The 25793-nt window shown below is 56.7% G+C and carries 29 protein-coding genes; 16 read left to right on the top strand and 13 right to left on the bottom strand.

Annotated elements, in window-relative coordinates; all coding sequences use genetic code 11:
• Nucleotides 1-2 precede the first annotated feature (2 nt).
• The 4 genes from D9K61_RS12325 to D9K61_RS12310 are packed head-to-tail and all read left to right on the top strand — an operon-like array spanning nt 3 to nt 3794.
• Nucleotides 3-989, top strand: a complete 987-nt coding sequence (locus tag D9K61_RS12325) for an ABC transporter permease (protein ID WP_174818509.1) — start codon at nt 3-5, stop codon at nt 987-989.
• Nucleotides 990-1045: 56 nt separating this feature from the next.
• Nucleotides 1046-2041, top strand: coding sequence for a substrate-binding domain-containing protein (locus D9K61_RS12320; RefSeq protein WP_010437236.1), 996 nt, complete (start codon nt 1046-1048; stop codon nt 2039-2041).
• A gap of 53 nt (nt 2042-2094) precedes the next feature.
• Nucleotides 2095-2997, top strand: coding sequence for a hypothetical protein (locus D9K61_RS12315; RefSeq protein ID WP_120633538.1), 903 nt, complete (start codon nt 2095-2097; stop codon nt 2995-2997).
• Nucleotides 2985-3794 carry an NAD(P)-dependent oxidoreductase gene (locus D9K61_RS12310; protein WP_120633537.1) on the top strand — a complete coding sequence of 270 codons (810 nt, stop codon included), beginning with the start codon at nt 2985-2987 and terminating at the stop codon, nt 3792-3794. Before D9K61_RS12315 ends, D9K61_RS12310 begins: the two co-directional genes overlap by 13 nt.
• A 331-nt stretch (nt 3795-4125) precedes the next feature.
• On the opposite strand, the gene D9K61_RS12305 is transcribed toward D9K61_RS12310, so the two are convergent.
• The 3 genes from D9K61_RS12305 to D9K61_RS12295 are packed head-to-tail and all read right to left on the bottom strand — an operon-like array spanning nt 4126 to nt 8251.
• The gene (locus D9K61_RS12305) at nt 4126-5091 is read right to left on the bottom strand and encodes an ATPase, T2SS/T4P/T4SS family (RefSeq protein ID WP_120633536.1); all 966 of its coding nucleotides are present in this window, start codon (nt 5089-5091) and stop codon (nt 4126-4128) included.
• On the bottom strand, nt 5088-7808 hold the full coding sequence (locus D9K61_RS12300; protein ID WP_120633535.1) for a relaxase/mobilization nuclease domain-containing protein: 2721 nt from the start codon (nt 7806-7808) through the stop codon (nt 5088-5090). Before D9K61_RS12300 ends, D9K61_RS12305 begins: the two co-directional genes overlap by 4 nt.
• Nucleotides 7805-8251, bottom strand: coding sequence for a hypothetical protein (locus tag D9K61_RS12295; protein ID WP_120633534.1), 447 nt, complete (start codon nt 8249-8251; stop codon nt 7805-7807). The genes D9K61_RS12300 and D9K61_RS12295 overlap by 4 nt, the downstream gene beginning before the upstream one ends.
• 505 nt (nt 8252-8756) lie before the next feature.
• Between D9K61_RS12295 and D9K61_RS12290 the strand changes: the two genes are divergently transcribed.
• The 3 genes from D9K61_RS12290 to D9K61_RS12280 are packed head-to-tail and all read left to right on the top strand — an operon-like array spanning nt 8757 to nt 10169.
• Complete coding sequence (locus D9K61_RS12290; RefSeq protein ID WP_162946856.1) at nt 8757-9533, top strand: ParA family protein; 777 nt, start codon at nt 8757-8759, stop codon at nt 9531-9533.
• The gene (locus D9K61_RS12285; RefSeq protein ID WP_120633532.1) at nt 9520-9900 is read left to right on the top strand and encodes a hypothetical protein; all 381 of its coding nucleotides are present in this window, start codon (nt 9520-9522) and stop codon (nt 9898-9900) included. Before D9K61_RS12290 ends, D9K61_RS12285 begins: the two co-directional genes overlap by 14 nt.
• A gap of 5 nt (nt 9901-9905) precedes the next feature.
• Nucleotides 9906-10169, top strand: a complete 264-nt coding sequence (locus D9K61_RS12280) for a hypothetical protein (RefSeq protein WP_120633531.1) — start codon at nt 9906-9908, stop codon at nt 10167-10169.
• Between the two features lie 243 nt (nt 10170-10412).
• Here the strand turns inward: D9K61_RS12280 and D9K61_RS12275 are convergent, their stop codons facing one another.
• Genes D9K61_RS12275 through D9K61_RS12265 form a run of 3 tightly spaced genes read right to left on the bottom strand, consistent with a single transcriptional unit; the run spans nt 10413 to nt 12285 of the window.
• Complete coding sequence (locus tag D9K61_RS12275) at nt 10413-11222, bottom strand: N-6 DNA methylase (RefSeq protein WP_120633530.1); 810 nt, start codon at nt 11220-11222, stop codon at nt 10413-10415.
• Nucleotides 11219-11422, bottom strand: a complete 204-nt coding sequence (locus D9K61_RS12270; protein WP_120633529.1) for a hypothetical protein — start codon at nt 11420-11422, stop codon at nt 11219-11221. The genes D9K61_RS12275 and D9K61_RS12270 overlap by 4 nt, the downstream gene beginning before the upstream one ends.
• Entirely contained in the window at nt 11419-12285 is an 867-nt protein-coding gene (locus tag D9K61_RS12265) for a DUF932 domain-containing protein (RefSeq protein ID WP_120633528.1), read from the bottom strand. Before D9K61_RS12265 ends, D9K61_RS12270 begins: the two co-directional genes overlap by 4 nt.
• Nucleotides 12286-13054: 769 nt before the next feature.
• On the opposite strand from D9K61_RS12265, the gene D9K61_RS12260 reads away from it, so the two are divergent.
• Nucleotides 13055-13489, top strand: coding sequence for an HIT family protein (locus tag D9K61_RS12260; RefSeq protein WP_120633527.1), 435 nt, complete (start codon nt 13055-13057; stop codon nt 13487-13489).
• Nucleotides 13490-13631: 142 nt separating this feature from the next.
• Complete coding sequence (locus D9K61_RS12255) at nt 13632-14069, top strand: DMT family transporter (protein ID WP_120633526.1); 438 nt, start codon at nt 13632-13634, stop codon at nt 14067-14069.
• A 149-nt stretch (nt 14070-14218) separates the two neighbouring features.
• On the opposite strand, the gene D9K61_RS12250 is transcribed toward D9K61_RS12255, so the two are convergent.
• The 6 genes from D9K61_RS12250 to D9K61_RS26950 all read right to left on the bottom strand — a co-directional run bounded on the left by D9K61_RS12250 (nt 14219) and on the right by D9K61_RS26950 (nt 18995).
• Nucleotides 14219-14677, bottom strand: coding sequence for a hypothetical protein (locus D9K61_RS12250; RefSeq protein ID WP_162946855.1), 459 nt, complete (start codon nt 14675-14677; stop codon nt 14219-14221).
• Nucleotides 14678-15092: 415 nt separating this feature from the next.
• A complete protein-coding gene (locus D9K61_RS12245) occupies nt 15093-15635 on the bottom strand; it encodes a hypothetical protein (protein WP_120633524.1) in 543 nt (180 codons plus the stop codon).
• Nucleotides 15632-16024 (bottom strand): type II toxin-antitoxin system VapC family toxin, encoded by a 393-nt coding sequence (locus tag D9K61_RS12240; protein WP_120633523.1) that lies wholly within the window; start codon nt 16022-16024, stop codon nt 15632-15634. The genes D9K61_RS12245 and D9K61_RS12240 overlap by 4 nt, the downstream gene beginning before the upstream one ends.
• Nucleotides 16021-16278 carry an antitoxin gene (locus D9K61_RS12235; protein ID WP_120633522.1) on the bottom strand — a complete coding sequence of 86 codons (258 nt, stop codon included), beginning with the start codon at nt 16276-16278 and terminating at the stop codon, nt 16021-16023. The genes D9K61_RS12240 and D9K61_RS12235 overlap by 4 nt, the downstream gene beginning before the upstream one ends.
• A gap of 173 nt (nt 16279-16451) precedes the next feature.
• Complete coding sequence (locus tag D9K61_RS12230; protein ID WP_120633521.1) at nt 16452-18317, bottom strand: ParB/RepB/Spo0J family partition protein; 1866 nt, start codon at nt 18315-18317, stop codon at nt 16452-16454.
• Between the two features lie 306 nt (nt 18318-18623).
• On the bottom strand, nt 18624-18995 hold the full coding sequence (locus D9K61_RS26950; RefSeq protein ID WP_162946854.1) for a DUF3768 domain-containing protein: 372 nt from the start codon (nt 18993-18995) through the stop codon (nt 18624-18626).
• Nucleotides 18996-19624: 629 nt separating this feature from the next.
• Here D9K61_RS26950 and D9K61_RS12220 point away from each other — a divergent pair.
• The 4 genes from D9K61_RS12220 (at nt 19625) to D9K61_RS12205 (ending at nt 22404) form a co-directional block, all read left to right on the top strand.
• Nucleotides 19625-20002, top strand: a complete 378-nt coding sequence (locus tag D9K61_RS12220) for a DUF1428 domain-containing protein (protein ID WP_120633519.1) — start codon at nt 19625-19627, stop codon at nt 20000-20002.
• A gap of 363 nt (nt 20003-20365) precedes the next feature.
• Entirely contained in the window at nt 20366-20674 is a 309-nt protein-coding gene (locus tag D9K61_RS12215) for a hypothetical protein (RefSeq protein WP_120633518.1), read from the top strand.
• On the top strand, nt 20671-20943 hold the full coding sequence (locus tag D9K61_RS12210; protein ID WP_254055757.1) for a DUF6429 family protein: 273 nt from the start codon (nt 20671-20673) through the stop codon (nt 20941-20943). The genes D9K61_RS12215 and D9K61_RS12210 overlap by 4 nt, the downstream gene beginning before the upstream one ends.
• A gap of 120 nt (nt 20944-21063) precedes the next feature.
• Nucleotides 21064-22404, top strand: coding sequence for a hypothetical protein (locus D9K61_RS12205; RefSeq protein WP_120633517.1), 1341 nt, complete (start codon nt 21064-21066; stop codon nt 22402-22404).
• A 156-nt stretch (nt 22405-22560) separates the two neighbouring features.
• Here the strand turns inward: D9K61_RS12205 and D9K61_RS12200 are convergent, their stop codons facing one another.
• Nucleotides 22561-22878 carry a polymer-forming cytoskeletal protein gene (locus tag D9K61_RS12200; protein ID WP_120633571.1) on the bottom strand — a complete coding sequence of 106 codons (318 nt, stop codon included), beginning with the start codon at nt 22876-22878 and terminating at the stop codon, nt 22561-22563.
• A gap of 333 nt (nt 22879-23211) precedes the next feature.
• Here D9K61_RS12200 and D9K61_RS12195 point away from each other — a divergent pair, with 333 nt between their 5' ends.
• The 3 genes from D9K61_RS12195 to D9K61_RS12185 all read left to right on the top strand — a co-directional run.
• Entirely contained in the window at nt 23212-24159 is a 948-nt protein-coding gene (locus D9K61_RS12195; protein ID WP_120633516.1) for an IS5 family transposase, read from the top strand.
• Nucleotides 24160-24486: 327 nt separating this feature from the next.
• Nucleotides 24487-25284 (top strand): DUF2927 domain-containing protein, encoded by a 798-nt coding sequence (locus D9K61_RS12190; RefSeq protein ID WP_120633515.1) that lies wholly within the window; start codon nt 24487-24489, stop codon nt 25282-25284.
• A gap of 115 nt (nt 25285-25399) precedes the next feature.
• On the top strand, nt 25400-25793 hold a 394-nt coding region (locus tag D9K61_RS12185), incomplete at its 3' end, for an IS5 family transposase (protein WP_120633514.1).

The following is a 25793-nucleotide window of genomic DNA, read 5'->3' as shown; positions in this document are numbered from 1 at the left end:
CCATGACCGCTCAAGCCAACTTGCCCATGAAGCGGCCGCTGCTGCGCCGTGTTTTGCAAGCTTTTGTCGATATTCGTGAACTGACTCTGATCGTTCTGATCGCCGCTATCATCATCGTGATGTCCAACGTCAATCCCTACTTCCTCAGCTTCTCGAACTTTCGAGCCGTGGCCGTGGGCATGGCCCCCACTGCGATCATCGTGATCGGTATGGCGATCCTACTTGCATCCGGCGGGTTCGATCTTTCCGTTGGATCGGTAATGGCCTTGTCTTCTACCGTCGTAGCCATGCTGCTTTTGACTGGCATGCCAATACCGCTCGCTGTGGTATGCGGATTAGTGCTGGGTGGAATTGTCGGTGTAGTAAACGGTTTGCTGGTGACCGGCCTCGGGATCAATCCGCTTATCGCGACCCTCGGCACGATGTCGATCGCGCGTGGCATCGCTCTTGTCCTGACCGAAGGTTTTTCGGTTTCAAGCCTGCCTGCATCATTTGCCTGGATCGGCAAAGCCGACATAGGCGGCTTTCCGGTCATCGTCTTGTTCACCATTCTGCTGGTCGTCCTGTTTGACCTGGCCGTCCGCCATACACGCTTTTTCCGTCAGGTCTATTTCATCGGCGCCAATGAAAAGGCCGCGATGTTGTCAGGCATCCATGTCACACGCGTGCGTATCATTCTGTACGCACTGACCGGTATTCTGGCTGCTTTGGCGGGCGTATTGCTGGCCTCCCGCCTGATGAGCGGTACGCCCACGGCAGGCAACGGTATCGAACTTCAGGTTCTGGCGGCGGCTGTCATCGGTGGCGCATCCCTACGCGGCGGCGAAGGTACTATTCTTGGTGCTTTCCTCGGCGTCGTTTTCGTCGCGTTGATCAACAACACTATGACGATGCTGGCCGTATCGATCTACTGGCAGATGATCGTCATCGGCGGTGTACTCGTTACAGCGGTCGCCTTGGACATGCTGATCCGAAGCAAACGGGGCTAATCCGCAAGCTTTCCAAAACTCAACAATAACCAAAGATCCAAAACAGGGAGACTATGATGACTGAATTGAATGTGAATCGGCGCAGGCTGCTGACAGCGGGCACCACCGCAGGATTGGCCGCAGCGTTTGGACTGCCCATGCTGTCCAAAGAAGCCATGGCGCAAGCGGCCGGCAAGGAGTATGTTTTCCTGTCCATCGTCACGCAGGTGCCGTTCTGGGTGGACTATCGCAATGCGATGGAAGACCTTGAAGAATTGATGGGCATCAAGGCCACATTCACCGGCCCGTTGGATTTCGACACGGCCGCACAAGCACGTCAATTGGATGAACTGATCGCAAGACGTCCCGCAGGCATTCTTATCTTCCCCGGTGATCCAGCCACTCTGGCCCCCGGTGTCGAACGTGCGGTCGAGGCGGGCATTCCAGTCACATGTTGTATTGGCGATATTCCCGACAGTCCCCGGTCCACATTCCTTGGTATCAACGGTGTTCAGGCAGGACGTGTCGGCGGCGAAATGCTGGCGCAAGCGATTGGCGGTAAGGGCAAAGTTATCCTCGGCACTTTCCCTGCGCCTTCCACATTGGAGCGTGTCGAAGGGTACAAACAAATCTTTGCCGAGAAATACCCTGATATCGAGGTCGTCGACGTCGTCAACGATAAGGCCGACCCGTCCTATGCGCCGACAGCCTACCTTCAGGCCATTCAGGCGAACCCGGATATTGTTGGCATTGGCGGCACGGACGGCGACAGCGGCAAAGGCGCGGCCATTGCAGTCAATGAGGCGGGACGCAAGGACATCAAGATCGTCGCGATGGACAGAAATGATGATATGCTTCCCTATATCGAAGACGGCACAATTCACGGCGCAGTGGCGCAGAAATCCTATCTTGAGATCTTTCTCGCCTTCCACATGATGCATTGGCAAAACACTGACGCGCTGAAGGTCTTGCCCGATTGGAAGGCGGCTGGCATCAATCCTCTACCCGAGCGCGTAGAAACCGGGGTTATGCCGATTACGGCCGAGAACGTCGTCCAGTTCAAGCACACCTAAGCGATTGTCCCGGTGCATTCTATCGCGCCGGGAAAACGATAGGAGGGGGTTAAATGTCGGACAGATGGAGCGTTCTTCACCTGCAGCAAAACGATCTGCAGCTGACACTCCTGCCCGGCATCGGGGGCCGCTTATGGGATATAAACTTCCAAGGTCGCTCCCTCCTATTTCAAAACGCAGATCTCGACGGTTTGGATGTCGATGACACACGGCTTACTGATCTGCCCACACGCTCTCCACAATTTGGTTTTCCACTCTGGGGCGGCGAGAAGACTTGGATCGCCCCAGATGCATCCTGGGTAAACGGCGCTCCGTTTCCCGTGTTGGACAGCGGCTCTTACCAGATCACTTCAAGAAGCAGCACTCGTATCGACATGACCAGCGCAGTATGCCCGACCTCGCACTTGTCAGTGTCGCGCCGCATCACGCTGACCTCGGCGGAAAGCTGGGAAATAGAACACATCGTGGTCAACCATGGGACCTCCTCGCGCCTGACCGGCATTTGGTCAGTCATGATGCTTAACACCCCCACCAAGATCGGTGTCGAAATGGAGGACCCTGCGTTTTATCCTGTTTTTGGTTCTGCCGAAGGGATGATAGCTACGCACGGCAATGGCATTGTTGTGGATTGCAAAAGACAGCAGGAATTCAAGGTCGGGCTACCGAACCCCAACGGTCGTACACTAATGCGGTGCGGCTCTGATACCCCGTTGCTGATGTGCTCAGTACCAGAACCACAACAGGGCGATCAATTTGCACACGACTATCCGTTTGAGGTCTTTAATTCGGGCGATTACGTCTATTGCGAAGCGGAGTGGCACTCCCCGGCACGCAAGCTCGCACCGAATGAAACGCTGAGTTTTCGGCAAAAGTTTCACGTTTTGGCGGACAAGAATGCATCCCAAATGCCATTGGGACTCACAAACAACAAGGAGTTCCTGTCATGCATGTCTTGATTACAGGCGCTGGCGGGCATCTAGGCCGCAAACTTTTCGATGCGCTAGAAATTGACCCCGACTACATCGTTTCTGGCATCGACCTTCGCCCCGTTGATCATCCCGACATTCACACCGCAGACCTGTCCGACGACAGCAGTTGGGTCAGTTTGCTAAAGGGAGTGGACGTTATTGTGCATCTTGCCGGTGACCGAGAGCCCTCCGCCACCTGGGCCTCCGCGATCAAACACAATATGGATGCAACCCTTTCACTCTATCACCATGCGGCAGCCATGGGCGTCAGCCGCGTGGTTCTTGCAAGCTCCAACTGGGTCCACGGCGACAAAAGGTTTACGCACGAGGTTCTCAACAGCACGACACCACCAGGGCCAGTAAACGCCTACGGCATGTCAAAGCTGTTCTGTGAACGGACAGGGGCCTACTTCGCCGAACATCACGGACTGGCGGTCATCTGCTTGCGCATTGGCTGGACACAATGGACTCACGACAACCAACCCGGCACACACATGGCGATGGGCCGGTGGGGTCAGGAAATGTGGTTGAGTGATCGGGACTTTCTAAGCGGAATGCGTGCCGCAATAGATGCCAAGGATATTTCCTTCGCAGCCCTGAACCTAATATCAGATAACCCAGGTATGCGCTGGGATATCACCGAAACACGGCAAGCGATTGGCTACTCTCCAGAGGATGGAAGCCCCGCAAAAATAACAGTGGGCGTCGTCTTGAGATCCACGCTGAAACGACTGTTTGCAGTCCAGCTCCCCAATTATTTCACGACACGTTTCCCGGATTGGTAGAGTACAAGATCCGGGCATTGTTTTATGCGTTGCGCAATCAGTTTCCGAAACCCAGCCACGATGAAAGGTTAGAAAGATCAGCGTTGTCACTCGACCTGTAAATGTACAATGCCAAAAATGCTGTGTGATCCACGAATGGCCGAAATAGCCGCCGCGCTGCGTCATAGAATTTCGCGCTTGTGCAGAAAATTTGCTGCTGCGGGCTCGGGCAGCGAGAAAGTGCAACGACCGCCACGGGCTCACTTTACCCGTTCGCCACACGGAAGATAAACGGCTGCTAACCCGAACATAGCTAAGAGCGTCATTTCACCCCGTTCCGCAAACGACCGTCCTATCTCAGAATTCTGACAGCGACCGGCCGTCTCTGATCCCCTGTCTTCCGAAACTGCACAATCACGTCGATCATCGAGCGGCAGTATTCCAATATCTCGGAATAGGTCAGGCCGGTATCCGCCTGCAGGACCATGAGGGCCAGACGCGACAGAGCGGAGTCCGGGGATGCGGCGTGCAGCGTGGAAATGCCGCCCGGATGGCCCGAGTTGATCGCGGACAGGAAATCATAGGCCTCAGACCCGCGCAGCTCTCCCATGATGATCCGTTCCGGCCGAAATCGCAGGCAGGCTTTCAACAGGTCGCTGCTAGTCGCGTTTTTATTCACCACCAGAGACACGGCATTGGGCTGGTTGGGGCGAATTTCCAACACGTCCTCAATGGTCATGATCCGCTCAGACGGATCGACCTCGGCCAGACAGGCGCGCAACCAAGTCGTTTTGCCGGAGGACGTCCCCCCTGACAAAAGGATGTTCCATTTGGCTTTGACCGCTGCCCGCAGAAATCCACCAAAACCACCATTGTCGTAGGCATGGAAAACGGCAGCATCAGCCGGGTCCACACCGGATTTCAGATCAGACATGTTGGCATCCAGATCTGGTAGACCCTTTATAAGATCATCAAGCGACATTTCCTTCGCAACAGCCCGGCGCAATGCAAAGGCAACGCCATCCTCAACAGCCGGTTTGACTGCCACCTGGGCCCGCCACAGCGCGCCATCGATCTCAAATTGCGAACCGGCCAAGGGCGTTTTGCTGGAAATCGGGTTTCCACCGGCCAGGTCCTGTGCCAGCGCCAGGGCGTCGTGCTCCCCCACAGGGTCGTCAAGCGAGCGCATGGCAGGCTCGCCGCTGCGCTCGATCCAGATCCGCCCGTCAGGGTTCAGGACAATCTCAGACAGGTACGGATCGGAGAGCAATTGCTCTCCGAACACACGCTTCAATGTGCTTTGAAGATGACGGCTCACCGAGTGATCCCCCGATCCCCCTTGGCGCGGTACGCCCGGTCCCGGCGCAAGCGCTCCTGCACCTCCGGATCACGATCAATCTGACGATCGATGTTCTTCACATCCCAGGCTTTCCGGGTGACATTGACCCGTTCCATTTCATCCGTTTCGGTGTTTCTGCGCGAGCGGGTGACTTCTTCTTTGCCCACTTCCACAAAGGTGACGGTGTCGCCGACCGAGATGTTGTTCCGCGCCATCTGGTCCTGCAGAGCGGTGCCCCAGATCCGTTGCGGCGCGTCTTTGCCCTCGACCTTCATGTCGACATAGAACGACGTACTGTTGGGATCGTCGGGGCGCACCAGGCTTTCTTTTGCGTCGACGATGACACCGGTGACGCCTGTCCGGGCGATCTGTTCTACACGCTCCGCCTCCGGCGAAGACACGCGGGGTGGTACGGAATGGTCATGGGACCGATCGGTCTCGCGTGGCCCGCGCTCAATGTCGGAGGCCTTCCAGGCGCGGCGCTTGGCTTCGACCTCTTTCTCTTCGCCGGTTTCTTTGTCGCGTTTTCTCACGGTGACATATTTGAACCCGTCATGCGCCAGGGTGGCAGTGTCGCCAACGGCCAGGTTCTGGCGCTCCATCATGTCGGGCAGATCAACACCCCAGACGCGGTAGAGTTTGTCGCGGCTTTCCATTTTCAAATCGACATAAGGCGACTGGCTATCCTTGTCCTCTGTGTCGTAAAGCGTCGATCCTGTTGCCACGATCTGGCCGCGCACGCCGACCTTCAAGTCCGGGTGCCCCGATCCCTGCCGGGTCTGACCCTCTGTGCGAGCGGTGGTCTCATCGGCGCGCGGCTCACCATAGACCCGCTTGTCCACGGTGGCCTCAATCTCTCCCAGACGTCCGCCGATGGATGCGGCATCAAACCCAAGCCGTTTTTCGCGGGCGATGTCTTTGTCCAATTCACTGGATGCGCGATCCGCCAGATATTGATCACCCCTGTTCTCCGAGAAGGCGCGGTTGATCTCGCGGATCTCTCCACGGGCATCCCGGTATATCTCAGCAGCGGTCTCATAGACTGCTTTCATATCCGCACGTGCCTGGTTCTCGCTCAGGGATAAAGCATTGGCGAGGGTCCGCACATCGCGTTCGAACCAATTCTCCCGGGTCTGACGATCCACATCCGCGCCATTGCGGATGCGCGAGAGAGCCAGATCCCCGTTCATGCCCATCATTTCGAAATGCTCAGAAACCTTTCGATCTGCTTCCGTCAACACCGCTCTGGTTGCGGACCCGCGCGGGTCATCCGAAAGGGACAGCACCTGACCATCCGCTGGTATACGGTCCTTTCCGAGCGGCTGCGTCCGCGATGGATCTGCTGCATCGCGCTCGGCAGCCCGGCGCTGGCGGATCGGGTCAGTATCGTCGCGCTCCACCTCAACGTCATCATCGCGCTCCAGGCGCTTGCCAAAGAAGGTCCTGGTCTCTTCATCCATCAGCGGCTCATAGTCCCGCAAAACACGGGAAATCGCCGCCTCTGTCTGGCTGCGCTTGTCTTCATCTTCCATTGCATCAGCCTTGATGGTCATGCCCTGGATAAAGCTGCGGATATCACTGCCAATGGCTTTCATCTCACCGTCTATGGCCGACGCCCGTGCCGGATCTAATTGTTTGTCGACTTGAGCATTCATGTCGAAGTCCTCTGTCTCAAGAACCCCGTCCGGCAACAGGATTTTGGCTGCGCCGAGAACAGCCGTTGCAATTGTGCCCAGGGTCTCGGCCCGCCCGGGGTAATGCGTAGTGAAAATACCCTGATCGACCCCGGCCTGATGCGACCGGAGGACCTTGCCCAGAGCGACATAGTCTGCGTTTCGCTGATGTTTCATCATCTGAAGCGTTTCGGGCGCGACGGGCTGCTGCCGACCGATTCCAGAGAACGGAAACCCGCTGCGTCGACCCGGCGCGCGCCGTTCGCGCAGTTCCCGACCATCGCGGCGCGCATGAATGCGGGCGCTGCTCTCCCGGTTGGGGCGCAGATTGCGGCTGAATCTGCTGGTGGCGGCCAGGACAATGCCAACGTCCCGCGCGGTATCGGCTTGCAGCTCGCGCAGATCCTGGGGCGTAATGCCATACCGGCTCAACTGGAGGGTCTTGCCCAACGCCCCTGCCCTGCTGATGACCAGATGGGTATGCGGATGGCCGGTGTTGTCGTGATGGGCCATGATGTATTTGTAGCGGTCGCCATACTCACCGTTTGTCAGCCGTTCGGCAAAACTGCGCGCGGCCTGCTTTGCGGCATCCCGGTCTGTGCCTTTCGGGTAAGACAGGATCACATGATAGGTGTAGCTTGTTGTACGCGCATCCATCCGGGCCCAGTCTTTTGCCCAATCGTCCTGGACATCGCGCAGCGCGCCCATCCCATGCGTCAGCTCTCCGGTGTCGCCGCGCTCCATCTCAACGGTGCCTTTGCGGGTGATATAGGACAGCTGCCCTCCCAGGCGCCCGGATGCCTTGACACCGCCACTGCGGACAACTTTGACCAACGCCTGATGGGTCATCAAAGCGTTGGAGATCATCCCGGTCGGCCCGCCCGACACGCTTGGTCGTTGCGCTGGCCGCCGTCCCGATCGCGCAGGGTTTTGACCAGGCCGCGGTTTCAGGTTCGGAATGAGTTGAAACTCACCAAACAAGGCCTCCCAGGCCGGGTCATATGCGGTGGTCAGGCTGGTCATCCCCTGGCCTTTGCTTTGGGGGACACCCGCGCGGCCCGCCGCTTCTCGGCCCGCCGCTCAATCTCAAGGGCTCGTGTAAACGATCGCTCGCGGGCCGCATCGGCGTACTCTTCGAACAGCTGACGCAACTCCCGGATCTCGACCTTCATCGCCTCGATCTTATCCTCGGAGCGTTTATTGAGCCGAAGCTTTCCGGCACCGGCGTCACGGGTTAGCTGGTTGAGAGTGTTTGCCATACGCACCAGCTGGGCCAGATGCGCTTCGAACCGCTGGGTCCTGAACTCTTCTTTGGTCGGTATTCCGAAAGCCACGCGCAGGCAAACGCGCACCAGCCCGGTGACGCTGCGGAGTTGCATCGCCTGACTGCGTTGCTTGAGGAACGCCAATTCGTCCTCATCAAAACGCATGGTTGTGGTGACGGATTTAGGTTGGCCGGTTGGCATCGGGGCGGTTCTCCACGATCAGAAATCGTGCGAGGCCCCGGCAGACCGCGCGTTGGTTGTTTCAAGTGTAAGTTGAATGAATAGCCGACTGCAAGTCCAACAGATTGTCGATAGCACAATCTGTATTATCCCGCAAAGTTAGGGTAGGATGTGGACCGTTGGCGACCCGAGACACAGGCGTTTGCAACCCGTGGCGACCTATTAGCAACCGTTGCAGGTCGGGGTGCAATGTCCCGGCGGCAAGGCCCGTCCGGCTGTCGGAGGACTGCTGATGGATGTACACCAACCACCTAAAGCTGCGCAGCGGTCGCCGGTCGTCGACTGCCGGTCGTTGGCTCTAAGCGGTTGTATGTTTATGGTAAAACAGCCGTTGCGGATTGCTTAGAAAAGCAATAGCGTAAATATCAGCGCGGGTGACGGATCGTGCGATAACTTGTAATCGCGAGCCCGGTTGTGGCACGCCGCCCTGCGGCGTGGCTTTCGGGCACAGACCCGGAGACCAAAATTGAAAATCTATGCAGCCGTAAACTCCAAAGGCGGGGCGGGGAAATCTTCCATGCTCGTCGCCTTCGCCTCTGCCTTGCACCATCAAGGAAACAGGGTGCGCATCCTCGACCTGGATTCACAAGGCACACTCTCGGAATGGTTGAATCCGAATAACGGTCTGGACCCGCTCTCCGCCGACGAACTTCTGATCGAGGCGGGGCAATTTGCCAAAGAAGATGCAGAGAATGCGAAGCTGGCTTATGCCCACATTCTTGAAGCGGAAAAAGCGGGGGGCTTTGACTATCTGCTGATCGACACCAAAGGCGAACCCAGCATGACGGCTGCCATGGCGATGGCTGTTGCCGACATGGTGCTGTGCCCGTCTGATGGATCGTCGGCGGAATACAAGCCCATCATGGTCACCTACCGATCCTGTGAAGCGGCCTTACAACAAATTGGCAGCACCGCAGACCCGAAAGAGAAATTTCGCATCATGTTTACCCGTCAGTCTGTCGCGCAATCAGCCGGTATCCAGAAGGGCAAGCAGGCTTTGGAGAAGCAGTTCACTTGCATTGGTGGCATTGCCGATTCCGCCGCGATGGATGACGCGCTTCGGGCGGGGACAACGATCGGGCGGCTGATGGGCTTTGCTCAGGAAGCCATGGAACAGGCGGATACGCAGACAGCCCGGTCAAATGCACGTCGCATGGCGGATCGATGCGCAAAGGCGCTGAGCAATGCTGATTATGTGCTGAACGCTTTGAAGGAAAGCGAGGTGCAGCATGTCGCGGCCTAAGAGCATAGATGGCCTATTGAATGGCCCCGCATCTGAAATCGCGCCGACCGTGACCGAGCTAAAAAAGCAAGGGCAGGACGAGCCTGCAGCTGAGCCAAAGCCTGAGCCTTCCAAACAGGCGCAAAGGTCTACACCACAACGCCAGACAACAGCCCCTGCACAGTCGTCGCCCAAACCGAATACCCCGATCCGGTTTCAGATTTCGGCCCCGGAAGGCGGCGAAGTGGAGCGCGCTTTAGCGGATATTCTCGCCTCAATTCCTGAAGCCCTGCGGTCAGGCATTAGCATTGGCTCTTTGTTCAGGCAGGTCATGATCGAACACGACGAAGAGATTGCCAAAATGATCCGCAAGAGCGTTGGAGGATAAGACCCATGGGCAAAAAGAAAGCTGACAGAGCAAAAACCAAACCGATCACACCAGCACAGGGCGAGGAAGGGCAACCTGTTCGCGTACAAATCTCAACCTCTGACGGCTCAGAAATTGCATTTGCGCTGGAAGAGATCCGCAGCAACATACCTGTCGCCTTCCAGAAGAGCTTTAACCTTGGGGCATATTTCAAAGAGGTTCTGCGGAACAACGATGCGGAGATTGCCAAAATGATCCGAGCAACGACAAAGGATCAAACACTGCATTGATCCTGTTTTGTTCTGTCCCTGCAAATCCCCATCGTCACGCTGGCGGCCCGGGCACCGCTGGCCGAGGGTTACCCACAGGCTGACGCTGAGATATTTGGTGTCTCTGCTTACAGCCTGCTCCGGTCAGGCCAATTTCGCCCAAGGTTGAAATTGCCCAGACTGGATACCCTCGGCCCCGCCAGTTGCGAGGACATTTAATAAATCTTGGGTCTTGCTCCGTATCTGCAAAAGTGGTGCCCAGCCTCAAAAGAGGCTGAGCTGGCCGCCTTGGATCGCAGGGCCATCACCCAGCGTTTTGACGCGCTCGTTGCGGGCCGCTTCGTCTTGTGCGGTTTTCTCTGCGACAGCTTTGGCCTGCGCTTCATGCTCGGCGCGTCGCTTTGCAAATGGATCGCCATTGGCAGCAAAGAACAAGGGGGCGGCAGCGGTGTATGCGCTTGTGTAGGTCTCCAAGCTGAGCCTGTTGCCGTGAATGACCTGACCGGCCAGACCGCGCGCGGTAAGTTGCAGATAGGCCATGTGATAGGTCGCGCGTGACAACTCAGTTGCCCGAAACCAAACGCTTGTTTCCAATTCAAAGCCCATACCCTCGATGGTGTCGGCCACGGCCAGCAACATGCCCCCTGCCCCGGCAGCGGGTTCGTCAATTGTTATGAACCCCTGCGCCTCGATAGTGGTTTTTGCATCGGCCACAGCGATTTCAGCCATCATGCGCGACACTTCGTAGGGAGTGAAGAACTGCCCAAGCTTGGCATCCAGAACGCCGAGTTCACCCGCCACCATTCCCAGAAAGTCACACCCACCGTTGCCGATCGTTCCCGCCATGATTGCCAAGAGTTCGGGCATACGGCGGATATCGTCTTTGTTGCGATAGCGCCCCACGACTTCCATATACTGCGCCTCTAGGGCGTCTCTTTGCGTTTCATCGGGGCAGGCGCGCTTTGCCAATGCACAATAGGACAGTTCGCAGAAATCGCGGAAGACCTCGTCCCGGTGTTTGGATCGGTCAAGCTCGTTGATGATCCGAACAAAATCTTTGACCGCCGCAATCATGTTGATGCCCTGATTGCGGATGGGTCTTCAACGGTCTGCTCATAGACTGAAACAGAATGGCCGCAATCGTCGCAGTCCCATTCGTCATAAACAGCGGATAGTTCCCATTGCTGAAGTTCTGGATTCCATTCTGCGTGGGCGTCCCGCTTGATGTTTTGCCCGCCGCAGTTTGAGCAATGGACGGTAAAGGGGGCGCTCATGCGCCACCCCCTTTCAATTCAGCCATTCGCTCTGTCAGTGTCCAGAGTGCACGATTGAGCGCTTTGTTCTGGTCGATCCCCGCAACAGCACGGGTCCGTTGCCGCCGGGTCCGGCCATCAGCAGTGCGGACCCGCCCTGAAAGTCCGCCGCGCATAACATTTTCCTGAACCACGTTGAACGCGGTCCACAGGTCGGCGGCACAATCTGCGTTGCGGCGGGTGCTCAGTAGTCTGGTGGCTTCAACTGGTGCGGGCTTGCCGTCTTCCCTCGCTGTATCCGGAAACCGCAACTGGTGCGCAGCCTCGGCCAGGATGTTTCGTTCTGCCTCAGTTACGGTGATCGCCTTAAAGCCTTGGACCTGCTCTGTGATCTCTTCGGCATCATCCAGAACGGTAAACGCACCCTCAATGACTTCGGACACCGCGTTTCCCGAATGCCGTACCTTCACCTCATTAAAGGTATCGCCCACCATCAGGCCATTTGCGCAGACAAACCGGAAATAGCCGGGGATCATCTGATAACTGCTGGTCCCGTCATTGGCATTGACCAAAACTATTTCGAAGGACTCGCCGTGGCTGTTCGTGATCGAGCGGTGACGCAGACGCAGCATGTGCTTGGTGAACGCGGCCTTGCCCGGAACGCGGGTGTTCGCTTGTTGGGCAAAGAACGGGTCGAACCCCTCATTCCGCAACCCGTCCAGAACATTGACGGTCGGAACCGGCACAAAGCGATCAGAGCGGCTTTCGTGGCCTTCGGTTGCAAAAATTGACGGCACAGCTTGGCGTAGCTGGTCATTTGTCAGCGCCTCGCCTGTCACCAGTCCGCCGCACGACATGCCCCGCATGTAGCGATTGTAAGTCATAGTGATGTTCCTCTATGGTGATGCGGTGGCCGATCTGCGCCTGACCTGCCCGCATGCGGTTTCGTGTGAACACAGCAGGCCAAGGAAACGGCCTGCTGGACTGCCATCAGCCACCCTCGCCCCTCCGCGATTTTCCCTGCGAAGGAGGGGGGTCGATGGAGAAGATCCGTTTCTGATCGGAGGACTGGGGGTCAGGCTGAAAAACGGAAAGTTTGGCCGCGCGAGCCGGGTAAAAGCCGTTTTTCTGCTTGAGGCGCATAGGAAAGAGAATTGCGAGCCGCGCTCTGGCGCGGGTCTCTCTTTGCGCCCTCCCCCAGGACCGGATCAGATACGAGAGATTTTCGGCCCCGCGACGTTCGGGAAAACAAGCGCAGCAGACCGCCATCGGCGGGCTGCGTTTTGCTCGATGTCTATCGAGCGTGGTCCTTGCAAAAGGCTGAGCGAACGGGCGTCACCCGGAGGGCCGAAACAGGCGTGAACAGGCGACTTGCGGCCGCGGTGAAAGCTGGCTCGGTTGAGGCAGATTACTCCGCACCTGGGCTGCAGGGAGAATGGGCGTGCCTGGTTCGGGGTGGAAGTCGGCATGGCCGGCTGGAGCCTAGTACGCGGTCACGCGCTGAACGCTCGTGATTTGCCCTGATCAATATTGCCGACAATCGGAAGCAGTTCAGATATCTACACTATGCGGGACAGGGCAGCCGTTCCAATTCAACTCCGAAAACTCTTCGTTTCTTGATAGTGTCAAATTTCTTCGGGCGACTATTGGAACATGAGTGATTACTGCCTTTTTTGCCGAATTGCCGCCGGAGAAATCCCCACGCATGAGGTATTTCGGAATGACCGCATCTTGGCGTTTATGGATACTGGTCCAATTCGCCCGGTTCATCTCCAGATCATTCCGACGGCTCATATCGAGTATTTTGAGAATATCCCGGAGGATATTGCGTGCGAAATCATGTTGCTGGGGCAAAAATTGGCTGTCGCACAGAAGAAGGTTTTTGGCGTGGAGCGAGTGGCATTTCAATACTCGGGTGGTGATGTCGCCCACGCTCATGCGCATCTGATACCGCTAGTCGAAAAGCACGATGTCACCTCACGACGCTACATCGAGCAAGAGGGAATAACCTTCAAACCAATGCCGAATCCGGGAAGCAACGAGCTCCGAACTGTTGCCAGACAGATTGCGGATGCTCTCGACCGATAAAATAACTTTAGGCTTACACCGAACAAGAGCCACACGGCACATTGATGGCTGCTCGGCGGACAGAGTCGCCATCGGGATTTGCGCTCGAACATCTGATCGAAGGTAAATAAGGTTGCCTCAACTCCAAAAATTTGAGGTGCTCATGTTCGAAACTCTCCTGATTGTTGGAATTGGTCTTGCAGGCGGCTTCGCTGTTGGCGCGCAGGCTCAAATCGCAGGCTCCATGGGCAATCGAATTGGTGGCGCTGCTGGAAGCTTCATAGTCCACCTCGGAGGGGCTGTTGCGTCGCTTGCGCTGTTGATTGCCCGTGGCGGAGAAAACATTAGCGAATGGAGGTACTTACCTTGGTATATGCTGGGAAGTGGCGTTTTCGGTTTGGTTCTTTACCTAACCCTCAGTCAAACAGTTCCAAAACTGGGGGCAACATCGGCGATTGCATTGGTTGTTGTCGGCCAACTTCTAGTGGGGCTACTTATCGATCACTTCGGCTTATTTGATGCATCCGTCAGAAGCATCGATTTATCACGGATTGCGGCTGCCATCCTGCTACTAGCGGGTGCTTATCTGATGCTTCGCTAAATTGCAGTCGATCATCGAGGTTCAATTTGGGCTCGAAGCGGGCCCTGCCAACTATAGCCAAACCCCTATCAAAAACACCTCCAGGCACTCTCGTTCCGACCAGATGCCGGAGCGCAGGAAAGGGCGACGTGTGCCGCCCAGCCCTTCTGTCACTCGGTGACCGGGTCGTTGTCGTCCCGTTTCGGGAAGGCCACCATTTCGACACCGGGGAACATGTTGTGTTTCACGCTGATCGACTTGATTTCGCCGGTAGCGTCATCGGTGTTGACGAAGAGAACGCCGCATCGATCCCAGTAGTTCGTGCCTTCTTTTTCGCCGGATTTGACATTCAGTTTCAGAGTCTGAGTAGCCATTGTTTGATCCTCGCTGTTACGTGTTTCGATGAACATGGCTTTTGCGTGCTTTGAGGGGATGTCAGCGGCTATTTTGTTTCGCGATGCAAAGCCGGGCGTGCCTGGCTGCGGAAAATAGCCGTTGAAGCTCCTGATCTGCTGCCAGATCGGGAGCGCCAGTCCCGACTGCTCGCATATGTTCATCTTGAAGAAACACGGAGAGAGAGGATCTTCATTGGCTACGGGCTTGAACCAGTCTGACAGGCGGAACGGCACGAACGGCACGAACGGCTTGGATCGCTGCGCGCGGGACAGCTGTACAGAGAGACCCGATGTGTATTGGCGAAATCAAGTCAATCGAACACAGGCACCACGTTCAGATCCGCGAGTTGGTGGTCTTTCTGAGACGGGATCACCTGCAGAACGATGATCGGAGTTGCGGCACACGTCGCCCTTTCCTGCCCGCGGAGGCGGGGGGCGGGCCTTACCAGATACCACGGGTTCGACACGCGCCGGCCGCGGTGGCGGCCGTCAAAGCGAAGCGCAAGTCGGGCCGGCACGTGGGGTGCAAGCCCCGCGTGCCAAGCGACACCAGAGGAACATCGCCGCCTGGACATCTGCCAAAAAGAAAGGCCCACCGAAGCGGGCCTGAAGTACTACCGAAGGATAGTCTAGAGGTATTGGCCTCATGCTAACGCTTGCGCGCCCGATCAACAACACCGTCATGGGTAATGGCAGCAATCCGATCATCGGTGCGGCGGCTCATTTCGATCCCGTCGCCGGTCATGTGCGCTTCTGCAAATTCGGTCCATTTGAAAATGCTGCCATCGGCTTCGACGTGGGTTTCATCCTCTGCGCCACGGCGTTTGATCGAACCATCATGCCGGATTTCGATAATCGTGTTATCGGCCATGCGGACGGTCACGGAATGATCGTCAACCGCGACACCCTGCCACCGGCTTTCCGCATCCCTGCGCACCACAATGCGGTTTGGATGCAGCTTGATTTGCACGTCCCGAGTTTCGTCCGGATCGGCGGTTTTGACGACAACAATCGCCTCCTGTTCGGCGGTATCATCATGCAGTGACGCGCTGCCGTTCTTTGGCGGCCAGAACTTCGGCTCATCGCGTTGGCGTTTGTTCTGGTCCTTGTGGAACGCGATATACATCTGCGCAGATTTCCACACACGGCGGATTGCGCTCTCTGCGGCTTTTGGCGTTGTGACTTTGGTCATGATTGCCAGTCCTCATAGATCAGATTTTCAACCCGGCGAAACTCTTTGACGTTGTTGGTGATGAGCGTCAGCGACCGCGAAACCGCCTGCCCTGCGATCAACAAATCATAGGCCCCTATCGGCGTGCCTTTCCTGTGCAGATCAGCACGGATCAGACCAGCGGCCTTTGCATCGGCAGCTGACAGGTCCAACACTTCGAACCGGAGCGCATCGACGCGCGTAACATTCTCAGCAACTTTCCCGCTTTTGTAGGCACCCCAATAGAGTTCATACACAACGACAGACGGCACCGCGAAGTCGCTTGGGACATGCTCTGAAAGCAGGGAAATCAGGCTGCTATTGGCCGCGATGATCCCAATGACGGCGTTGGTATCGAGCAGGAATTTCACTTGAACACATCCAGTGCGGGCCGGTCCTGCGGCGGTACATCTTCCTCGGCGGCCAGAGCGGCATCCTCATCAAGCGGACCCAGCTTGTGGAGCTCGTCCAACCACTCCCAATCGTTTTCGATGGGTTCGAGAATGACCTTTGAGCCTTCGGCCCTGATCCGCACTTCATCTGTATTGAACCGGAACTCTTTCGGCAACCGAACCGCCTGAGACCGACCGGTCATGAACACTTTTGCAACCGCTGTATCTGGCATTGTTACCTCCAATTGATATCTATCATTAATATATATCACACTGACACTCTGTTCAAGCTAAAGGTGAGTGAAAACCCGCCTCCACCGGCTGCTTCCCGTGTTCCCTTTCAACCCGTTACCACCTGCAGAAACGTCATCGGTTTGGCAGGGCGCTTGCGCCCTGCCTGCGGGTCTCAGACCACACCCTCGGGCAACCATGTGTCGATCCGCTTTTCAACCGCCTTGCTCAGCTTCATCGCCTCGTGCGTCTCAGGCTCATTGAACAGCGCGTGCAGCTTCTTGCGCTTCTCGCCCACCTTGAGGCTTTCAAAGGCATTCATCTGGACGTTGCCTGCCTTCAAACCCAGCACGGTTTTCCAAATCTCATTGAGATAAGGCCCTGCGATGCGGCTGAAGAAGTTGTCGAAAGTCGGCGTCCAGACCGCGCGAATGTCGGTCTTAAACTCTTTGTCGATCAGGGCTTTCAGCGTCTTGTCGCCACCGCTGAGAAGCGCCGCCAGATGCCGGATCAACTCGGCATGCACGTGATCGTCACCTTTCTTGCGGAAGGCCCGGAACGACTTCGCCAGATCACGATCAAACGCATCACCGTCCCATTCGGTCGGTGTCGTCAGGCGCTCATCCAGTGCGTAGCCGCTGGCCTCTGTGGTCGGCCAGTTCGGCACATCACATGCGTTCAGACCAATGGGATTGTCGTATTTCGTTCCGCCTGAAACCTGAAAGGCCAGCAGGGCAAGGATCAGATCAGGATTGTTGACCGCCGCATGTTGCCGCGCACCTGTGACCACGCGGGCCAGATCATCAGCCAGTGCCTGAGACATGCGCGGTTTGCTGGTTGCATCGGCGGCGCTGTCATTCTTTTTGTGCTGGGACGCTTTCAGCACACAGGCCTCAACCGCCGCTGCCTTGTCCTCCGGTTTGACCAGACCCTCGATCACGTTCAGTTCACCGGAATTGCTGACATAGAGGATGATCCCGGCGCAGTCCCTTTGAACGTCCGAATAGACACCGTCCAAAATGATTTGCAACGCCTGCAACTCAGCCTCGCCAGCAGCGTCCAGCACTTCGGCCTCTGCTAGCTCGTCCAGTTCGTCATAGCGTGTGGCCTGTTCCTCGGTCAGTTCGCCTTGCTCGGCATAGATGCGGGCGCATTTCATCTGGTCGATATCGTAGCCGCCGAAATGGCTGTCATTGACAATTTCGGCCCATTTCCAGCCCTGCTCCTGACGCATGGTACGCGCCGCGACGGCCAGCTTGTCTGAAAAGCACTGATCAAGGATTGCCTCATCGTCCAGAAGCGTCTTTTCAGCAAAGAGGTCGGCGGAGACACGACCACCGGCCTCCTTGTAGGCATCCAGACCCACATATTTGACCCGCCGGTCTGTTGCGCTGACGCTATCGGGTTTCAGCATGGTCTTGATCTGGTATTCGGACAGGTAGCCTTTCCGGGCCTGCTCCAACACTTCCATAATCAGGTCGGTATCGTCGCAGATGGTGAACGCAGCCGCCTCGCCAAGATTGATCTCTTTGGTGGCCAGCGCATCGATCACCTGTTCAGGCAGGCTGGCGAGTTTCAGGCGCTTGTAGACATGCCCCTCTGTCACGGCAAAGGCGCGGGCAATGCCAGCAGCAGGCGCACCTGCCTTGTCCATCGCGCCATAGGCGCGGATTTCATCTGCCGGTGACAGGTTCTTGCGGCTGATATTTTCAGCAGTTGCCCATGTCTGCGCCGTTTCAACATTCGGCGCGATCATCACCAGCGGGTTCGCCAGTTCGGGGCGGATGCTGGCAAGATCGGGATGTTTCTCAGCCAGATATTGCAGCGCGCGCAGGCGGCGGCCACCAGCGACGATTTCAGCACCGCCCTTGTCGTCGGCCAGACCGGCGATGCTCTGGATCAGGCCAGCGGTCCAGATGGACTCTGCCAGTTCGACAATCTCACCCTCCGTCAGGCTCTGGCGTGGGTTCATTGGGGAAAGCGACAGTGATGCCAGCGGAAAGCGGGCCTCGGTTGCAGAGATTTTGGTTTGCTTGGTCATAGGGGTAACCCTTTTCTGATGATAAAGTTTCGTGGTAAGGGTGCCCTACCCCTTCTGGGGTAGAGCGAGGCCGCTTAGGCGGCTGCGTGTTTCTTCAAGAAGGCGCGGGCGATCTTCCCGGATAGGCCGCCCTTCTTGAGGTTTTTCCAAGCCAACTTGCGTTGACGCTCAAGGGTGTATGGGTTCAAATTCTCACCTTCCTTTCTGTTATGGTGATGGTGTGGGAAGGGCGCTCTTCGCCCTCCCCTTGGGCCTGCTCGACAGGCCAGCCTCGGCGCGGGTTAGAGAGAAACCCTGCTGCCGAACTCAGTAATCGCTGGGGAACAGGATGGTCAGGACGCGGCGCGTCTTGCTCAAATCAGTGGGGGCTGGCGTCCCGTACTGATAGTTCTCGTCATAGAGGTCGATCTTGAACCAGACCTTGCGGCCCATGATTTCCATGAACCCCATTTCGTGGGTGCCATGGGGATCGTTGTCCTCGGTGAAATCGTCATAAGTGATAGTGTTAGCGAGACACGCTGCGACAAAACTGGGTCCCATATTGTCGATGGCATTTGTCTGGACGAACATGCCTTCACCGCCTTCGGGCTGACGTTTGCGGAACGCGTCATTTTGCTGGGCGATGAGCGCATAATCGACGGGGTCGGTTTCTTCTGTCTCAATTGCGTTTGCAGCCATGGGTGACCTCTCTTTTGTGGTGATGCGGTGGTCGATTTGCGCCCGACCTGCCCGCGTGTGGTTTCGTTTTGAACACAGCAGGCCAAGGAAACGGCCTGCTGGACTGCCATCGACACCCACACCCCACCCGCGTTTTTCCCGGCGAAGGAGGGGGGCCGATGGAAAAGATCCGTTTCTGATCCGGGGACTGGGGGTCAGGCTGAAATCGGGGAATTTTGGGAGGGACCCGCGCGCGCCGCGTGGGAGGAACCGGGATTTCCATGATTTCTGCTTGAGGCGCATGAAAAAGAAGCATGCGAGCCGCGCCCCGGCGCGGATCTCTCATTGCGCCTTCCCCCTGGACCGGATCAGATACGAGAGCTTTCGGCCCCCTGACGCCCGGGGAATACAAGCACAGCAGACCGCCTTCAGCGGGCTGCGATCAAAAGATGCTTAGTGTCAGGGCCGGGGTGAGCGCGCTTTGGCGCGTCGAGCCCCTGCCCTGTCTAATGATCTATGTGAGCCGTGCGGCTCGCGCGGCTTCCTCATTACTATTGAAGGAGCTACGACTGCATGATGCCGATGCGCAAGATTGACATCCCTAAACTCAAGGCCACGATTGCTGTTATCGAAATGAGAGGAGAGTTGAGATGAGTTACATAGATGGGTTCGTCATCGCTGTACCGACCGCAAACAAACAGAAGTTCATCGATCACGCCAATACGGCCGATGGCGTGTTCACTGACCTTGGTGCAACGCGGGTGATTGAATGCTGGGGCGACGACGTGCCTCGCGGCAAGGTCACCGACTTCCACAGAGCCGTGCAAGCCAGGGACGACGAGTCGATCGTCTTGTCCTGGGTCGAATGGCCCGACAAGGCAACCCGTGACGCGGCGATGAAAACCATGACCGACTGGATGGAAAACCCGGAAACTGCAGACCCCCGCATGGACCCAGTAAAAAACCCAATGCCTTTTGACGGCACGCGCCTGATCTTTGGCGGGTTCTCCCCAATCGTTGAGCTTTGACAGGAAGGTCAGATCTTTCCTGCCGTTGGCGCGTGGTTCACGATGCTTTGGGGCGGCCCGCCGAACTACAGCATGTCGAAATTGGCCCACCGGCTGGAACTAAGGACTGGGTCACGAGCCAACAGGCCTAGGGTTTGCCAAGTGCCTGGATGCGTCTCGGCTGCAAATCGTACTCGGCGCGGCCTGTCAGTTGAGTAAGTTGTGACGTCAATCCCCATGCCAGGACCGTTCTGAAAAAGAGCTCTCTCTTCGTTTCATCACAAGACACCAGATATGGTGTATCACAGTCTGGTCGACACAACATACTTGCTTTTGAGCCCTGTTTGTTCTAATCTAGACCTACGCTGCTTGAGGGGAATTCCCATGCTCGATTACACCCATTCTGAGACACCCACTGCGCTGCCGGCCACGCCCAAACAGATCGCATTTGCCCGCCGAATTGCTGAGCAACAAAACCTCGTCTTGCCTTGGGAAATTCAGCAGGACCGTAGGCTCATCAGCGCTTGGATTGACACCCAGCTTGCTGCGCCGCGCATCTACGACACCCGCCCGAGCTCAAAGCAAGTGGCGTTCGCGGAGCGCATCGCGCGGATCAGGCGTCGCGCTGTTCCGGACGAATGCTTTCGGGATCGCTCTATGATGTCCCGCTGGATCGACAGCAATAAGCCTTGACGGACCCGGCCCTGATGGCGTCCGCTGGTGTCATGGAAATCGATGAAGACAAGGTAGATGACGCGGTTCTGGCATTGCTTTGGCTGACGCTGCATGACGAGCGGCGTGCCTGGAAAGGTTTTGACTGGGACGCACTTGACCGTCTGCACCAGAAAGGACTGATCCTGGACCCTAAAGGTAAGGTGAAGTCAGTTGTACTGACCGAGGACGGGCTGCGCCAATCACAAGCGCTCTTCACAGAACTCTTCGTTCAGAAGCCCAGGCAATAGCGTTTCCGCTGCATGACCGCCGAGACAATCTGCGTCAACGTATGCCTGACATCTGGCTGATGGCAACAATCTGCGCTAGGTCGAAGCTGTTCAGGAAGCTATTGAGAAGGGCGCAGGTCGATGGGACATGATCTTGACGGGCTCATAGGATTCATCACCCGCGATGACGTTTGGCACGAGCGACTTGCAGATGTCCTGGAAGAACATTTTCTGCCAGCCCTCGAAGCATTTGATCTCGACTTCGAAGATCTGGGGGATCTGCTGGGCGAGGATTGGCCAATGGTCCTCTGGGGTGGTGGCCTGGAAGATCTACTGGGCAGAACATTTGGACCCGACAATGAAAACGCCGCGGATGTCTATCTCAAGCGGCAGGGATCGAAGGAAAGCGCTCAGACCCATGCCTATATCGCCGGGTTGCGGGATGCCTCCACCAGTCTTTACGAGGTCAGTGCAATCGTACCGGGCAAATCCATGGTGCTGACGGACCTGCTTTCACACGCTGACCCCGTCACCGTTCGGGAAAAAAGCGCCACGCAGATGTTGCAACAATGGGATCGCATCGCTGTTCGGGTTGTCAGGCAGGGCGATCACAATGTGATCTCGGGGGCTCTGCTACCCTTCGATGAGAATGCTGTGGAGATGTTCGAAGATGGGCTTCGGTCCGTCCTGAATCTGAACGCCGAAGATGACCTGAGACTGACTCAGGATCAGTTACAACGGTCCGCACCACTTTTTGCCAATGCGTGGCTCTTTGCACATCTGCCAAACCTGTTGGACCCGGAACCGCCGCAGATCAGCAACAGCGATGGCGACGATCTGGTGTTTCATGAGCTGCGCTTCCCGCTTTCCACTGGGGTTACTCAAAGCCGGGTTTCAGAGAGACTGTTGCAGGCCGATGAACTCGTGGCCTCAGGTCAAAACGAATGGACATGGCTGGCTTTGGACAACCCGGGCAGCCTCCGGCGTGGCACCGGTCTGGAATTGGACAAGTCTATGCCGGGCGCTGCTGTCCTCGGATCACTATCCCTGAAAGGCAGGGCACTGACGCTGACCGTTGATTCAGTCGCGCGTGCGAGACGCGGCGAAGCATATATCCTTGAGCTGCTGGGTGATCTGGTGAAGCCGCCGCTGACTGCAATCCAGACCGTCGAACAGATGATGGCAGAGGACAGCTCAGAGTCCGGACCCGCCGTAGACGAAGACATCCCCCCTGCCCTAGCCCGGCAGCTCGCCCAGGAGTATCTCGATCGCCACTACCGCGAGACGCTCGACCAGCCGATCCCGGCGCTGGGTGACAAGACCCCCCGCCAGGCCGTTTGCAGTGCCAAGGACAAGAAAGCGGTGGTTGACTGGCTGAAATCAGTCGAAAACCGCAGTGCCCGACAGACCGGCTCGCCCGTTGCAGACTATGATTTCAGCTGGATGTGGGACGAGCTTGGGCTGTCAGAATACCGGAAATGATCCCGCTCGGTGGTGAGACCCGGTCGGTGTTTGGGCATTCGGTCTGCTGAGAGGCGTCCACTACAGCGCGTCTCGGGACACCCGAAGTTTCTTCACATGCCTGGCGATCGCTAAGAAACGTATGTGTCTTCGTCCCAGACCATTCGCGGAACGGTTCTATTGCCCACCGGTGATATTGATCTTGCCCACAACCTTGGCACCACTCTCGGTCTCCATTGTCCGGGCAGTGACGTCGGCCTGAACGTTTGAACTCGCCGCCAGCTTCAGATCATCGCATTTCAGGCTGCCATTGTGCTTGCCTTCAATCGTGATCTTTTTGGCCGACAATGCGCCATCGACAGATCCGCCCAACTGAACGGTAATCGCGTCAGCGCTGACATCCCCAACCACACGGCCTTTGACGTCAATTCCTCCTCCGTTGGAGCTGACATTGCCCTCGATTGTGAGATCTTCTTCAACTATTGAGCCGGCCACATCAACATCCTCTGTCTGAGACAAAGGCGACCATAAAACGGACGCTGGAATTTGACCACCAGCGGAGAAGACGATTTTTTATCGTGAGCGAAAAAGGACCGAGTTCAAATTCAAGATTTCGCGGACGGACCTTTACCGACCTTCGACACGTGGTCATGATGCTGCGGTAGCAGCCTATTTCGTTGAAAAACTCTTCCTTGATCGCCGCATGAACAGCTGATTCAATTCCTCCGGTGGGCGGGAGGACTTAGCGATGATGGGGCCGAAGGAGCGTGTTGCACGAAGGTCATCTGACGGGTAGCTGATCGTTGGATCTGACTTCGGGATGCTGGGATGCCTTTCAAATTCAATGCGGTGCGGCGGGGTAAGTTTGCGAAGGCAAAGTACCGTGTGACGAACTGGGCCGGGTACAACGAGGCGCTGCGGCAGCGCGGGGATGTCACGGTCTGGTTTGGCGAGGGCGTGGTGTCTGGATGGTCCGCCGAGCGCTCGGGCAAGCGCGGTGCTCGGCAACGGTACTCGGATCTGGCGATCGAGACCTGCCTGACCTTGCGCGTGGTGTTTGGCCTGCCGCTTCGACAGACGCAGGGCTTTGTGCGCAGCCTGCTGCGGCTCATGGAACTGGATCTCCCCGTGCCGGATTTCTCGACGCTCTGCCGGCGTGCGCAAACGCTCGAGATCGTGCCTGACACCCGGACAGCCAGTGGCCCGATCACGCTGATTGTGGACAGCACAGGGTTGCGTGTCTTTGGCGGCCGCGACTGGATGCGGGAAAAGCACGGACTGCCAAAGGCCCGCAAAACATGGCGCAAGCTGCATATCGGCTTTGATCCGGAGGGCGGAGAGATCGTGGCATCCTGCCTGACAACCGAGCATGTCGGGGACCCTGGCGCGTTGACTGACCTGCTTGACAATATGGCCGGTCCCGTTCGCCGTTTCATCGGCGACGGGGCCTATGACGATGCCCCGACCACCGCATCGATCCGGCGCGCGTTTGGTCTGGATGTCGAGTTGATCATCCCACCGCCGAAGAACGCCGTTCCCGGAGAATGCGCCGCCCGCAATGCCCATCTCGACATGATCAACATGCATGGGCGGATGGCATGGCAAAAAGCCACCGGCTATGGCCAGAGATCACGCGGCGAGGCCCAGATCGGGCGCTACAAACAGGTCATCGGACCTCAGCTTCGAAGCCGCAAAATGGAGACCCAGGAAACCGAAACCAAGATCGCTGTCAAAGCTCTCAACCGCATGACCCGCCTGGGTCGTGCAGCCTATTAGCGTGTCGCATAACGAACCGGGGAAAGGGGCAAATGTGCACCGAACTGCCTTCATGCAACATCGTCCGTTTAAAAGGTGTCTAGGTCAATGTGAGTACGTGACCAACGAAGCCTTTGTCCATCGATGAAAACGTTTGCCGCCGGGCGACCCTTTGTCGAGGTGGTAACACACGTGCCAGTTGACAGAAATGTCGGTCACTTACATATTATCCTAAATTGTACTGAATTCTTCGATTCATCGTGTGATTGATCGCACGTTTCTGAGCGGACTTTGCCGTTAAACTGACCGCCGCGGTTTTGTTAGGTTAGAACAATCAGGTTGTTTGTAGTGAAATTCTGGCTGCGCGCCACGATAGTAACACTCGCGATGGCGTGTTGCGCCCCGCTCTTAGCTGATTCCGCCAGTGTAGGTAGTCAAGTATCAAAGATAATTAGCTCAAACCAAAACACCATACGCAAGTGGAGTTTCGCGCCTCGTGTGGTAGTCTTTTATTCTGATCAGGAACCCCCGCGAGACATAGATGAAATCCTCGATGCAATTCCAGATCGCGTACCAGAGTTCCCCGGCTTTCATAATATAGAAGAGTTTGATCTAAAGCAGCTGAACTATCCGATTTTTGGCAATTCGCAGTTTCGAATTAAAGATGGCGATACTGCACACAATCAGCCTCCGCTCGGTGTATATACGTTTAGCGTGGGAGATGATCGCGTTAGCGTTTCAGCAAACATCTTTATTCACTACGTGGATATCAACGATGGCTTGCTACTAAGCACGCTTTCTTCAACCAGATATGGGACCTTGCTTCGCCAGTTTGCGGAAGGCAGGACGCCGTGCTTCTTCACTTTGATTTCGAGAGATGATCACCTCCTGGCTGCGAACGTAATAATTCGGAATGATCTGGATTCCGAACTTGAAAGTGCATGCATTTATGAAGAGGTTACCCAGTCACTCGGATTGCTGAATGACCACGAAGGGTCGGAGATATTTACTTACGACAATCGTCCAATTGGGACGTCAGCCACTGATGCGGATTTCGCGCTGTTGCGAGCCCTATACGATCCTGCAGTACAACCAGGTGATCAACCGGAAAAGGTTGTCCGAATATTTCTGAAAAACATCCAATAATTCTGTCACACAAATTTAGGAGTTTTCAATGCCTTCAACTCTACCGACGGTAGGCTTTGTTGCACAAATGGGGCGAGGGATTCCCTGTTTGAATCCAGTGGGGTAGCAACGGTGCATGAGCAGTTGGTCCCCTACGAAGTACAAGACCAGGAACTGGCCTTCGTACAACACAGCGTTGAAGCAGCGCGGTTCGCTATCGATCTGGCTTGATCCTGAGATGGAATGGTACGCTTCGTCGACCGGCAAGCGCGGTCGTCAGCGCGAGTTTAGCGACGCGGCAATCCAGGTTTGCCTCACGATGAAGGTGCTATTCGGCATGCCCCTTCGCCAGACGACCGGGTTCGTCGAAAGTTTGTTGCGGCTGGCAGGCCTTGACTGGAAAGTGCCAGACTTCAGCACTCTTTGCCGCCGCCAGAAGACGATGAGCGTCGCTATCCCCTATCGCGGAGGGACGGGTCCTTTGCACCTGCTGATCGACGCGACCGGGATCAAAGCGGAGGGTGAAGGAG

This window comes from Ruegeria sp. EL01, from assembly GCF_900313035.1.
Classification (GTDB): Bacteria; Pseudomonadota; Alphaproteobacteria; order Rhodobacterales; family Rhodobacteraceae; genus Ruegeria.
Note: the sequence above shows the minus strand (reverse complement) of the source record. Positions and strands in the feature narration are given on the sequence as shown.

Bases quoted from the DNA above. Each gene is read 5' to 3' on its own strand.
- D9K61_RS12285 (WP_120633532.1), top strand. From the start codon at position 9,520: ATGTCGCGGCCTAAGAGCATAGATGGCCTATTGAATGGCCCCGCATCT.
- D9K61_RS12300 (WP_120633535.1), bottom strand. From the start codon at position 7,808: ATGACCAGCCTGACCACCGCATATGACCCGGCCTGGGAGGCCTTGTTT.
- D9K61_RS12325 (WP_174818509.1), top strand. From the start codon at position 3: ATGACCGCTCAAGCCAACTTGCCCATGAAGCGGCCGCTGCTGCGCCGT.
- D9K61_RS12235 (WP_120633522.1), bottom strand. From the start codon at position 16,278: ATGCCAGATACAGCGGTTGCAAAAGTGTTCATGACCGGTCGGTCTCAG.
- D9K61_RS12320 (WP_010437236.1), top strand. From the start codon at position 1,046: ATGACTGAATTGAATGTGAATCGGCGCAGGCTGCTGACAGCGGGCACC.
- D9K61_RS12220 (WP_120633519.1), top strand. From the start codon at position 19,625: ATGAGTTACATAGATGGGTTCGTCATCGCTGTACCGACCGCAAACAAA.
- D9K61_RS12295 (WP_120633534.1), bottom strand. From the start codon at position 8,251: ATGCCAACCGGCCAACCTAAATCCGTCACCACAACCATGCGTTTTGAT.
- D9K61_RS12260 (WP_120633527.1), top strand. From the start codon at position 13,055: ATGAGTGATTACTGCCTTTTTTGCCGAATTGCCGCCGGAGAAATCCCC.
- D9K61_RS12270 (WP_120633529.1), bottom strand. From the start codon at position 11,422: ATGAGCGCCCCCTTTACCGTCCATTGCTCAAACTGCGGCGGGCAAAAC.
- D9K61_RS12280 (WP_120633531.1), top strand. From the start codon at position 9,906: ATGGGCAAAAAGAAAGCTGACAGAGCAAAAACCAAACCGATCACACCA.
- D9K61_RS12265 (WP_120633528.1), bottom strand. From the start codon at position 12,285: ATGACTTACAATCGCTACATGCGGGGCATGTCGTGCGGCGGACTGGTG.
- D9K61_RS12205 (WP_120633517.1), top strand. From the start codon at position 21,064: ATGGGACATGATCTTGACGGGCTCATAGGATTCATCACCCGCGATGAC.
- D9K61_RS12255 (WP_120633526.1), top strand. From the start codon at position 13,632: ATGTTCGAAACTCTCCTGATTGTTGGAATTGGTCTTGCAGGCGGCTTC.
- D9K61_RS12230 (WP_120633521.1), bottom strand. From the start codon at position 18,317: ATGACCAAGCAAACCAAAATCTCTGCAACCGAGGCCCGCTTTCCGCTG.
- D9K61_RS12195 (WP_120633516.1), top strand. From the start codon at position 23,212: ATGCCTTTCAAATTCAATGCGGTGCGGCGGGGTAAGTTTGCGAAGGCA.
- D9K61_RS12245 (WP_120633524.1), bottom strand. From the start codon at position 15,635: ATGACCAAAGTCACAACGCCAAAAGCCGCAGAGAGCGCAATCCGCCGT.
- D9K61_RS12310 (WP_120633537.1), top strand. From the start codon at position 2,985: ATGCATGTCTTGATTACAGGCGCTGGCGGGCATCTAGGCCGCAAACTT.
- D9K61_RS12315 (WP_120633538.1), top strand. From the start codon at position 2,095: ATGTCGGACAGATGGAGCGTTCTTCACCTGCAGCAAAACGATCTGCAG.
- D9K61_RS12215 (WP_120633518.1), top strand. From the start codon at position 20,366: ATGCTCGATTACACCCATTCTGAGACACCCACTGCGCTGCCGGCCACG.
- D9K61_RS12275 (WP_120633530.1), bottom strand. From the start codon at position 11,222: ATGATTGCGGCGGTCAAAGATTTTGTTCGGATCATCAACGAGCTTGAC.
- D9K61_RS26950 (WP_162946854.1), bottom strand. From the start codon at position 18,995: ATGGCTGCAAACGCAATTGAGACAGAAGAAACCGACCCCGTCGATTAT.